The organism is Arenibacter nanhaiticus, assembly GCF_900141935.1.
Taxonomy (GTDB): domain Bacteria; phylum Bacteroidota; class Bacteroidia; order Flavobacteriales; family Flavobacteriaceae; genus Arenibacter; species Arenibacter nanhaiticus.
In genome coordinates this window covers 4,786-18,259 of sequence record NZ_FQYX01000001.1, presented here as the reverse complement: position 1 = coordinate 18,259, position 13,474 = coordinate 4,786, and the positions used below count along the sequence as shown (strand labels likewise).

Here is a 13,474-nt window from a genome sequence, read left to right as displayed (position 1 = left end):
CATATTTGTTAGGCAACAGCGAAAAAATCGGGGATACAGTTTTTTTTGCTGCCATCATGGACCCCAAACCACTGCCCATGGTTTTCAGTAGGCAACCCTACAAACGATTCACCAACAGTGGCCCAAACCACCATATATTATGACACCGAGCCTTAAAAACAGCCTTCCGTTCCTTTTTCTCTGTTACCTTTTTTTAGGTGCCGCCTCCTTATTTGGGCAAACATTGAACAAACCCACTCCGGCAGATAATCCTACTATAGCAGGGAATTCTATTTGGACGGCCGCCTGTGCGTCGGCAGATTTTAACGAATACTATGTAAATTTTACCTGGTTGCCAACCGTAAACGCCGATAACCAGTTTATATTAGAACTCTCCGATGCATCCGGCAATTTTGGTTCACCCACCGAATTGGCAAAGGTCTCTGATAAAAATACGAATTTTAACTTTGACATCAAGTTTTCCTTGCCTACAGATACCCGTGGAGAAGCCTATAGATTCAGGGTGCGAAGCACCAGTCCGGCTAAAATAAGTCCAGCCTCGGATTCCTTTGAGATGTATTATATAGATTTTAAATCTTCCCTGCTCATCAGCCAAAACGCCAACGGTACTATCCCCGCTGGTGGCCGTATAGACCTATGCAGCGGAAATAGTATCACCTTAGCAGTACACAACGTAAGCCATCCTGGCAATTATCAATATAAATGGTATCGCAGCGGCACGTTGTTAAGTGAAAAAAGCAGTGCTATTAGCATAGACATACCCGGAATTTATATGGTGGAAGTTGATTACGGGACCAGTTGTTCCGGATCGGCCAATACCCTATCCAATAGTATAAAGATTAAAAAAGGCAGTAGTATGGGGATTGCTATTAATCCTCCCCCAAAAACCATATTGTGCAGTGGCGAATCCCTAGTCCTAGAAAGCAATATTAAAGACCAAGGTTATACCTATACCTGGTATAAGAACGGCTTCCCTATAACCGCCCCCATCGTAGATGCCTATAACTATACCGTGGATGCCAATTCAGTAGGCTTTGAAGGGGAATATTCGGTCGAAATAGATGGCGATCGCATTTGTATGGAACGTTCCTTAGGGATCAATATCACCTTGGAAAATGATTTTACGGTCGCTCTAGACAAGACCGGCCCCCTCGTTTTACTGCCGGGAAAAACCAGCTTATTATCGGCCACCACCGATGCCAACACCCCCACTTACCAATGGTATAAGGACAATATTGCCATTCCAGGGGCTACCGACAAAACGTATTTGGCCAATGCTATTGGCGAATATTATTTGGAGGTTACCCAAAACGGAGGTGCATGTACCTCGGAAAAGATTTCTGAAAAGATTCTTATAAGCCCTCCTACGTCCTTCGAACTAAGCATTGCCTACGCCGCAGAATATACCGACTGCAATAATACTAGTATTGTCTTGGAGGTCGACACCATTACCGCGCTTTTGCCAAATGGTACAAGGGCCGATGTGACCTTGGACTTAGTCAACTCTTTTACCTATCAATGGGAAAAGGACGGAATACCGATAAGTAGTGAGACAGGAAAAAATATTAGCCTGACCACTTCTGAAGAAAATGGAAACTACACACTGGTGGCAAACTTAGACGGTTATAATCCCACTTCCAATACCCTGGATGTAATTCTTATGACCAATGAAGCCCTTACCATAAATGCTGCAACAACGGTACTTTGTAACGATAGTTCCGAAATTAGTATCGGCACAGCAACCGATCTAAATGGAGCCACATTTAACTGGTTGAAAGATGGCAAAAACCTACACCAGACGAGTACCGTTTTAACCGTAAATAGCCCGGGAACCTATTCTCTTGAGCTTTTAGAAAACGGGTGTACTTTGGTCTCCAATAACATCTCCATAAAACCTATGGACGAGTCCCTTATTAGCCTGAACATCACTAACAATGAAGTGGTTATTAGGGAAGGGAGCAGTAAAACCATCACCGCTAGGGGGGCCGATAGTTATGCTTGGTACTACCAAGACCAAACCTTGTTGAGCACTACAGACGAAATTGAACTTAGTAGAGAAGGGAATTATACCTTGTTGGCCACCCTTAATGGCTGTCAAATAAGCAAGGGCTTTAGCGTGAGTCACCAAGATACATTTAGCATTCCAAATGTTGTTACGGCAAACGGAGACGGCTATAACGATCAGTGGGTTCTCCCTAACACCTATACTAAAGACCCAGAGATAAACGTTATTATTTATAACCATAAAGGAGAAGAGGTTTTTAACCAATTTCAATACAATAATGACTGGCCACAAGCCACTACCATCTTTCCTAAACAAAACATGGTCTTCTATTATACCATTCAAAAAGCCAAGAAAATTTTAAAACAAGGTACTATAACCGTTATTCGTTAACCCACCATGCGCAGCAAAAACTATCTTATACTATTCCTTTTCCTATTGGCCCTTCCTACCCTGGATGCCCAAGAAGAAAACCCTACCTTAAAATATAATGTCCCTTCCCAGAATTTATTAAAATTCAACCGATTTTTAATTAACCCTACTTTTTCAACGGTGCGGGAAGACAAGTCGTATATCAACCTATTGCACAGAAACCAATCGGTATCATTTAGCGATAACAATCAGGATTATTTTTTGAGCTACAGTGGTAGAATGAATGATAGAAGCGGATTGGGGCTCAGTCTTTTTTCCCAGCGTGAAGGATTAATTTCCAATTATGGCGTAATGGCCAACTATGCCTATGGTATAAAGTTATCCGACAACAGCAATTTTACCTTTGGGGCCAATTTAGCCTATTACAATAGCGGATTCGACCGGGGGCGTGCTAATGCATTGGACCAGAACGATCCTGCCTTAAACGGCTTGCAGGAAGGTTCTTTGCTTAGTTTTCAACCTGGGTTTAACCTTTCCTTTAACCAATTTGATTTTGGTGTTTTTGCCGAAAATTTATTCGACTATAACATTAGCGAAAATATTTCCAATACGCAGTTTAAAGAAAAAACCTTCTCTGCCCACTTACAATATACCCATCAGTTTAAAAATGAGGGTGGACTTCTTCATGAAGCCCGTTTAATGCCCTTGGCCAGCGTGAGGGCCATGGGAAAAGAAGAGGTGGTATTGGGAGGAAGTCTTATTCTTGATTTGCCAAAACTGGGATGGTTGCAAGGAGGTTATGATAGCTTCTACGGCGCCTCGGCCGGAATAGGGTTTAATCTAAACCGAAGAGTATCGATAGGCTATACCATGGAAAAAGGAATGACCAATAATTTTGACAACCTGGGGTTGACACACGAAATATCCTTTGCCTTTTCTATAACCCCTACCCTCACCGAGGATAGGGTAATGCTCGAAGAAAAAGACAATGAACTGGTAGCAGAAGAAAAACATACCGAAGACGCCCCAAGCTTGCGCGATCTGGAAATTGAAAAACTTAAAAAGGCATTGGCCGAAAATGATGAAATATTGGCAGAACTGATGTTTCGCCAGGATTCCCTAGAGCAAAATCGCCAAAAAGACCTAGAGCGTAGATTCGAAATGGTGATGCAGATGGTAAGGAACGAAACCCAGGGAAAACGTCCCGATTTGGAAAATAAGGCCCAAGAGATATTTTTGTTTAATGCTGCAGACAAAAACGCAACATTGGCCAAGAAAACCAATACTTCCAATAAAAGACCAAACAGTATGGTTACCGCCGGGATCCCAAAAGATATAGTACCGGCCAAGGCCGATATCAAAAAAAATCGTCCTTCCCAAAACAATACCCTAACCGAAGCGGACGAATTCACGAAAATTGCAAAACAACATCAGATAAAAAGTAAAAAATTCAGGGATCTCCCCGGGGTGAGCGAAGGCTATTACCTAGTTGCCAATGTATACAAAGGCGAGAAATACCTGAACCAGTTTGTCAACAGCCTTGCCCAAGAAGGCCTTAGGGCCGATTACTTTGAGAACCCCAGCAATTCTCTCAAGTATGTATACCTGGAGCGTTATAATACTTGGCAAGAGGCCTTAGCGGCTCATAAATCTAGTATGGATGGCAACTATACAGGTGATATGTGGATTATGAACGTAGACAATAGCAGCGATACCGATAAGGCCTATGTGAACAATGTTCATAAAATAAAAGAAAAATCATCGCGCTATAGCCCCGATGAACTACAGAAAAACGTAGTGGTAAAAGACAAGGTGAAAGCAAACGATCCCAAGGCTAAAATGTTTAAGATAGATGGTGTAGGGACCGGTTATTACATTATCGTGAATGTATTTGCCAATGCCAACAATGCCAATAAATTTGTAAAACTACTCAATGCCCAAGGACTAAGTGCCAGCTATTTTATTAACCCCGATAATAACTATCGGTATGTTTACTTAAAAAAACACGAATCTTGGAACAATGCTTTGGTGTCCTATTACTCTAAACTCAATGACACCTATACGGAAAAGATGTGGATTATGCGGGTAACCCCCAATGGCATCACTTAAGAAATTATGTCTGTTGGGCCCCAAAATGTAAAACCTAAATTTAAAAGACTTAAAAACCTATCGAACTTGTTATCATTGTCCTCTTTATATCCATTGAAAAATAAAATTGCCATGGCTATAGCCACTTTAAAAGATTCCCAAAAAGGAATTCCCTTTTTTTAATCATCCTACTTGTAACAATAGGAAGAAAAAACAAAGTACTTGCCGAGCTTAAAATTACTAATTGGACCACTGTTTTTTCTCCAACCCGATGAAGCGTTCAAAACTATAGACAAAAGGTTCTCTTCCGAATTAAACATATTTAATACATTTATTATCAGTTAGTTACAATTAACGATATCCTTTCTATAGTACTTCAAAACAGCCTTCGAACTAACATCTTTAGGCTAAAATTTCTGTGAGAAAAAAGCTATCACCATACAAAAAATGCATTTCACAACAGAAATAAACCACGCTACAACAATAACTTCTTGTCCTCAGTATTAAAGTCAATATTTGTTATTGAACGTCAAGCGTTTGTAACTAAAACTAGGATTTTCACAAAGAATTCCACCTCGGTTACTGATAACTAAGATTCAGAATCCCTAGAGATTTTTGAAACCGCATATCCCAAATTAAGAGCCTTAACCTACTTGTACAATGAAATTAAAATTATTCTCCAACTTAATTCTGGCTACGGTAATCCTCTTGAGCTATACCGGTATTTCCCAAGAGTATAATTCCTTTGAAGTTCGTTATCAAAACAATCTTAAAGGCGATCTAACCTTTATTGCCAATAATATCCTGAATAGGGATGGTGGTACTAACTCCACCGAACCCAATGATGCTTACAACAATTTGAGCACCAATAACAATGGTAATCATGAAACTGGTGGAGCCAATAATTACAATGATAATAAGGATATGCAATATATTGATGTGGACAACGACCCATCGACCTTTAGTTCTAGTAGTGCTACCCTCACCTATCCGCAGGCCGATTGTAATAGGATTGTTTATGCCGGCCTCTATTGGTCTGCTACCTACCCTAGTGAAAGGGCCGGTCAAAGTATAGGTACCAATAGGCAAGCAGATTTTAACCGAGTAAAATTAAAGGTGCCCGCAGGCACCTATGTCGATATTACCGCAGACGAAGTCCTTTACGATGGTTATACCAGCGGTATTTCATCCATGAGAGACAACAGCCCCTATGCCTGTTATGCAGACATTACTGGGTTAATAACCCCTTTGGCCGATGCCCAAGGGGAATATACCATTGCCAATGTTAGGGCCGTTACTGGTGAATTGGGGGGTGGGGCTTCCGCTGGTTGGACAATGGTCCTTGTGTATGAAAACCCTACCCTCACCGGAAAATCTATTACTACTTTCGATGGTTTTGCCAGGGTAAACAGTGATAATTCCAATGTAGAGCTTAATTACTCAGGATTTAATACAATTCCTGCCGGACCTGTTAATGCCCATATCGGTGCCGCTGCCCTTGAAGGTGATTTTAGGATTACTGGGGATGAATTATATATTAAAGCCGCTAGCAAAGCAAGCTATACACAAATCAGCAATGCCACCAACCCTGGTAATAACTTTTTTAATAGTAACATAACGCTTAATGGTGTTTTAACCACTAATCGAAATCCAAACAGTAATAATACCCTAGGCTACGATACCGATATCTTTAAATTGGACAACCCTGCAAATTCCGTCATCCCCAACTCAGAAACTGCAGCCACTTTTAGGTTTACCTCTAACGGCGATCAGTACTATCCCTTCTTCAATTCCTTTAATATTGAAATTATTGAACCAGAAATTAATCTGCTTAAAAATGTAGAAGATGTTAATGGGAACGATATTGCCAATGCCAATGTAGTACTGGGACAAGAAATGTACTATATGCTGCGGTTCCAAAACTCCGGAAATGATAATGCTCAAAACTTTTCCATTCGGGATGTTTTACCGTCCAACGTAGATTTTGTTCCCAGTGATCTGGTACTTCCCTCACCTATTAACGGCCAGGCCATAACCTATACCTACGACCCAGCTACCCATGAAATTAAATTTTCGATTCCAAATGTATTCGTAGAAAAAGGAGACCCTAGATACACTATTAAACTAAAAGTGAAGGTCGTTGAAGATTGCTATAGCCTACGTGATGCCTGTTCTAATGTAATCCAAAACACAGCTTATTCTACCTATCAAGGAGAATTTAACAACTATGTTATTACGGACGACCCCAGTGTATCTCATTTTGATAATTGTGGGTATTCTGTTCCAGGAGCTACCAATTTTTTGGTGGATTTAGACGATTGTAATTTCAATAGGGAACAATACCTATGTGGTGCCAATACCACCCTAACCGCTGGAAACGGTTTTACAACCTATGAATGGAAAGATGAAAATGGCAATATCGTAGGAACCCAGCAAAGCTTGGTAGTCACACAAGTAGGAACCTATACCGTTCACAAAACAGCCCCAGCCCCATGCTTGAGCTTCGATGAAACGATTAATGTTATTCCATTTACCAATAATGTAGCCAATCCGATCATTCCCTATGCCGATGTTGTGGATACCTGTCCCAATGACGGTTCCAAATTGCCGAAAATTTTTCTTTGTGGGGTCAATGATGAGCGATTTATTGAAACTACTTTTACCGATGCTGTTTCATTTGCTTGGCAAAAATTGGACGAGGCCAGTTGTACGGCCCAAAGTTCCGAAAACTGTGCCAATACCAATAATACTTGTTCATGGGTGACAGTAGCTACCACAGAAGATTTTACCGCTACAGAACCAGGTGAGTATAGGTTTATAGTATCTTATCAAAATGGCTGTTCAAACAGATTTCCTTTTAAGGTTTATGAAAATGTTCTAAATCCTCAGGTACTAAAAAAAGACATTATCTGTAACAGTCCTGGTAAGATTACCATTACCAATGTTCCGGGAAGTTATGAATATAGCTTGGATGCTAACGATTGGAGCGCTTCCAATACCTCAGGTGTTTTTGATATTACTGCCCCTGGATCCTACAATGTATATATCAGACAACAGAATGTAGCGACCAATCCATGTATTTTTGTAGCCAGTAGCATCGATATTTTCCAACGAGATTTTTCCGTTGATGTTTCTTCTACCAACCCCATTTGTCCAACCGATAAAGGGACTATCAGTATTTCCATAAACGATGTAGATCCTCAATATTACTATGAAATAAGGCAAAACGGAACTTTAATAGACTCCTACGGCCCTGCCGATGACAATAATTACACCTTTAATTCGGTAAACGTTGGCGATTATACCGTGATTGCCACCACGGATGATGGTTGTTCCTATTTCCAAGCAGTTTCCATAACCGCAAGTTCTAATTTAAGAGCCACTGCAGTAGTATCCCAAAACGTAAGTTGTAAAGAAGGAAACATACAAGTAAAAGGAGCTGGGGGCAGTGGTAAATATTATTACGCCATATGGAGTTATGTTGATGACAAAGGTATAGGAGGCCCCCTATATAACGACGTTAGCGAAATACCTGGCTCGGAATTTCAAACTTCAGTCATTTTTGATGTGAAAAATGGGGACCAGGGAACTTATGAGTATGTGGTCTTGGACGAGAACAATTGTATGGCTATTTCCAACCCTGTTACCATAACCTTGGATGAAGAGGCAGATTACGATGTTATAGTTTCAGATGAGACTTGTTTCGAAAACAATGATGGAACAATTAGAGTTAATGTTATCAGTTCTAATGGGTATACCTTGTTATATAGTTTAGACGGAATTACGTATGTACCACAAAACAACTTTACTAATCTAGCCCCTGGAGATTATACCCTTTTTGTGAGATTGAAAAAAGGAAACAAAGGTTGTGATTATGAATATGATCTTACTATTAATGCAGCTACCGAACTAAATGCTACGGCATCTATAACCCAAGATTTCTCCTGTATCCAAGATGGTATTATAACATTTGATGGAGCGACCGGAGGTTCTGGCACTTATGAATATAGTTTAGATGGGGTAAATTTTGTTTCCTCTCCCATATTTTCTAATCTTTCTGAAGGCAACTATACCCCTGTTTTCAGGGATATTAACACCCCTAGTTGCCCTGTTTCCCTGCCACAACTAATTATAGAGCCTCTTGACCCGCCATTGAACATGAGTTTTGCTGCTAGCCAGATAACCTGTGCTACTCCTACCTCTAAGGTTTCGGTAAGTACTACAGGGGGCAATGGCGCTTTAATATATAGAATCATAAGTCCATCTATACTAAACCCAGATTCTTCAGATGGGGTTACCGCGACTTTTAACAACCTCTCTCCGGGCACCTATACTTTTGAGGTATCCGATATAGATAATTGTACCTATACTGAAACCTACACCATAACCGATATCAATTATATCGCTGTTTCGGGTAGCTTAGTAAATAATGTTAGTTGTTTTGGCGGTAATAATGGAGCCCTCGATTTTAATGTTGCAAATTTTAATAATTCCTATCAATATAGTATCAATGGTGGAGCCGCTATAACAGGGCAAACGACTTCTGCCATAAACATTACAGGTCTTAGTGCTGGGGATTATACCATAGTCGTAACCGATGAAACTACCTTGTGTACGGATACTACTACCCTAACCGTTAGTGAACCCACAGCGCCCCTGGCATTCTCTTTTTCAACAAGGCCATTAAGCTGTTCTTCTGACGGATCCGTAACTATTACCCCTACCGATGGATGGGGAGGGTACGTTTATCAGATTGAAGAACCAGACACAACTATTCTAGGCCCACAGGCCAGCAACGTATTCACCGGTCTAACCCAAACAGGGACCTATACCATCAGCCTTACCGATGCAGGTGGCTGTACGATAACGGATACTTTTGACATTACTGCACCGACCACCCCAACTGTTTCCCTAGCGGCAACTACCGACCTTTGCTATATGGCAGGAACCGGTGTTAGCCTTACCGCTACCCCTGCCAATGGAGTTGCCCCTTATGTGTACAGTTTAAACGGAGGTCCCAACCAAAACAACAACGTATTTAACAACCTAACCCCAGGAAACCACCAAGTAACTATTACCGATGCGTACGGGTGTACTGCCGTATCGAATACCATTACCGTTGCCCCTCAACTAAGCGCAACGGCCACAGTGAGCAAGGAACTTACATGCTCCGCTCCTACCAATGCCCAAATAGACATTGCAATCAATGGTGGCTATGCCGATTATAGTTATAGGGTCAATATTGACGGAGCCGGATATGGTCCTGCTACTGCTTTAGGAGCAGGTGTAAATACCTTTTCCCATACCGTTACCGCTGCTGGTACTTACCAATTCCAGATTACCGATAGCGAAGGCTGTGTTGTCCAAACTTCGGAGGTTACCATAGTCCCCATCAGCAATCCACAAGCCACAGAAACCGTTGCCGATACTAGCTGTAATGGCGGAAACGATGGAAGGGTCGATATAATAATCGATGCCAATTTTGGAGCTTCTCCTTATCAGGTAGCTTTTAATGGAGGCGCCTTTAGCAACCAAATTTCCTATAGCGGATTGGCCGCTGGTACCTATTCCTATACCGTACAGGACAGCAAGGGATGTACCGTTATAAAATCAGTGACCGTAAACGAACCGGCAGCCATTGGTTTTGATGCCGTACAGATTTTAGAGTACACTTGTATCCAAGATGGCAGCGTTGAAGCACAGAGTGTCGCTGGTGGTACCGCCCCTTATACCTATAGCATTGACGGTACCACTTTTGGCGCATCCAATACCTTTACTGGACTTAAGGACGGGAACTATACCCTTACCGTTAAGGATGCCAATGATTGTACCGCTACTAGACCAATCACCATTGACCCCCTGACCCCTCCGACCGATATTACTTTTAGTGCTACGGCGCCCAACTGCCCAACCCAAACTTCCGATGTGACGCTTACGGTAACTGGAGGAAGCGGCGTTTTGACCTATGAGATTATTGCCCCAGCCGCTGTGGCCAACGGCAACAACAATATATTTACCGACCTGGCCCCGGATACCTATACTTTTAGGGTTACCGATGCCAAAGGGTGTTTCTACGACGAAAACTTTACCATAACGCCAGTAGCTCCCATGACCGTAAGTTCACAGGTCATCAGTGAAGTAAGCTGTATGGGGGGTAACGATGGGGAACTGAGATTTTCTATCGGTAATTTTGCGACTACCTATGAATATACCCTTACCGATAGCGCCATGGCCGTGGTACAAAGCGGTACCGCTCAATCCACCGCTATTCAAGACTTTACCGGCCTTATCGCAGGGGATTATACCATAACGGTAACCGATAATACTACCAATTGTATCATAAGCAATACTGCTACGGTTTCAGATCCGCCAGCAGCCTTAAGCGTAAGCCATACCATCACCCCATTGACCTGTACCACCGATGCTTCGGCAACTGCTACTGCGACTGGCGGATGGGGAGGCTACCAATACCAATTGTCCGAAGCCTCTTTGGGTGTTGTATATGCTTATCAAAATAGCAATGTCTTTAACCCTATCAGTACTGCTGGGGATTATACCATTACCCTTAGAGATGCCAACGGATGCGAAGTTTCCAATACTTTTTCGATTGCAAATCCTCAGAGTCCAACCGTTGCCTTGGCTGCAACCACAGACCTTTGTTATGTTCCGGGAACCGGTGTTAGCCTTACCGCTACGGCTTCCAATGGTGTTGCCCCTTATGTGTACAGTTTAAACGGAGGTCCCAACCAAAACGGCAACGTATTTAACAATCTAACCCCAGGAAATCATCAAGTAACCATTACCGATGCGTACGGGTGTACCGCCGTATCGAATACCATTACCGTTGCCCCGCAACTAAGCGCAACGGCCACAGTGAGCAAGGAACTTACATGCTCTGCCCCTACCGGTGCCCAAATTGATATTGCAATCAATGGTGGGTATGCCGACTATAGCTATAGCGTAAATGTCGACGGTACCGGATATGGCCCTGCTACCGCTTTGGGAGCAGGTGCAAATACCTTTTCCCATACCGCCACCACAGCTGGGACCTACCGATTCCAGATCACCGATAGCGAAGGATGTATTGCCCAAACTGCGGAGATTACCATTGCCCCGATCAGTGCTCCACAAGCCACAGAAACCGTTGCCGATGTAAGTTGTAACGGCGGAAACGATGGAAGGGTCGATATCCTAATCGATGCCAGTTTTGGTGCGGCTCCTTATCAGGTAAATTTTGAGGGAGGTGGGTTTAACAACAATACGAGCTATAGCGGATTGGCCGCTGGGACCTATTCCTATACCGTACAGGACAGCAAGGGATGTACCGTTATAAAATCAGTGACCGTAAACGAACCGGCAGCCATTGGTTTTGATGCCGTTCAGATCTTAGAGTATACCTGTACCCAGGATGCCAGTGTTGAGGTTCAATCTCTTGTTGGAGGAACCGCTCCCTATACTTATAGTATTGATGGTATTAATTTTGGAGCATCCAACACTTTTGCTGGACTTAAGGACGGGAATTATACCCTTACCGTTAAGGATGCTAATGATTGTACTGCCACCAGGCCTATCACCATTGACCCCCTGACCCCGCCGACCGATATTAGTTTTAGTGCAACGGCGCCCAACTGCCCAACCCAAACTTCCGATGTGACCCTAACGGTTTCTGGAGGAAACGGCGCTTTGACTTATGAGATTATTGCCCCAGCCGCTGTGGCCAACGGCAACAACAATATATTTACCGACCTGGCCCCGGATACCTATACTTTTAGAGTGACCGATGCCAAAGGCTGTTTCTACGACGAAAACTTTACCATAACACCAGTAGCTCCTATGACCGTAAGTTCACAGGTCATTAGCGAGGTAAGCTGTATGGGTGGCAATGATGGCGAGCTACGCTTTACCATCAATGATTTTGCTACTACCTATGAATATACCCTTACCGATAGCGCCATGACAGTGGTTCAAAGCGGAACTGCCCAATCTGGCACTACACAAGATTTTACGGGCCTTATCGCAGGAGATTATACCATAACGGTAACCGATAATACTACCAATTGTATCATAAACAATACTGCTACGGTTTCAGATCCGCCAGCGGCCTTAAGCGTAAGCCATACCCTAACCCCATTGACCTGTACCACCGATGCTTCGGCAACTGCTACAGCTACTGGCGGATGGGGAGGCTACCAATACCAATTGTCCGAAGCCTCTTTGGGAGTTGTGTATGCCTATCAAAATAGTAATGTCTTTAACCCTATCAATACGGCCGGAGATTATACCATTACCGTTAGGGATGCCAACGGATGCGAAGTTTCCAATACTTTTTCGATCGCAAATCCTCAAAGTCCGACTGTTTCCCTAGCTGCAACCACAGACCTTTGTTATGTTCCGGGGACAGGAGTTAGCCTGACTGCTACCCCTGCCAATGGAGTTGCCCCTTATGTGTACAGTTTAAACGGAGGTCCCAACCAAAACAGCAACGTATTTAACAACCTAACACCAGGAAACCACCAAGTAACCATAACAGATTCTTACGGGTGTACTGCCGTATCGAATACCATCACTATTGCCCCGCAACTCAGCGCAACGGCTGCAGTGAGCAAAGAACTTACATGCTCTGCCCCTACCGATGCCCAGATAGACATTGCCATTAGTGGTGGGTATGCCGACTATAGCTATAGCGTCAATATTGACGGAGCTGGATATGGTCCTGCTACTGCTTTAGGAGCAGGTGTAAATACCTTTTCCCATACCGCCCCTGCAGCTGGCACCTACCAATTCCAGATTACCGATAGCGAAGGCTGTATTGCCCAAACTGCGGAAATTACCATTGCCCCCATCAGTAACCCGCAAGCCACGGAAACCGTTGCCGATGTAAGTTGTAACGGAGGAAACGATGGAAGGGTCGATATCCTAATCGATGCCAATTTTGGAGCTTCTCCTTACCAGGTAGCTTTTAATGGAGGCGCCTTTAGCAACCAAATTTCCTATAGCGGATTGGCCGCTGGT

The 13,474-nt window shown here is 43.1% G+C and carries 3 protein-coding genes; all 3 read left to right on the top strand.

Annotated elements, in window-relative coordinates; genetic code table 11:
* The first annotated feature begins 139 nt into the window (after positions 1-139).
* Positions 140-2,395 carry a T9SS type B sorting domain-containing protein gene (locus BUA16_RS00020; RefSeq protein ID WP_072762596.1) on the top strand — a complete coding sequence of 752 codons (2,256 nt, stop codon included), beginning with the start codon at positions 140-142 and terminating at the stop codon, positions 2,393-2,395.
* Between the two features lie 6 nt (positions 2,396-2,401).
* The gene (locus BUA16_RS00015) at positions 2,402-4,483 is read left to right on the top strand and encodes a PorP/SprF family type IX secretion system membrane protein (RefSeq protein ID WP_072762595.1); all 2,082 of its coding nucleotides are present in this window, start codon (positions 2,402-2,404) and stop codon (positions 4,481-4,483) included.
* 639 nt (positions 4,484-5,122) lie between these two features.
* The coding region (locus BUA16_RS00010) for a beta strand repeat-containing protein (protein WP_394333063.1) at positions 5,123-13,474 on the top strand (8,352 nt) is incomplete at its 3' end.

Coding starts and splice junctions, on each gene's coding strand:
- BUA16_RS00015 (WP_072762595.1), top strand. CDS start 2,402: ATGCGCAGCAAAAACTATCTTATACTATTCCTTTTCCTATTGGCCCTT.
- BUA16_RS00020 (WP_072762596.1), top strand. CDS start 140: ATGACACCGAGCCTTAAAAACAGCCTTCCGTTCCTTTTTCTCTGTTAC.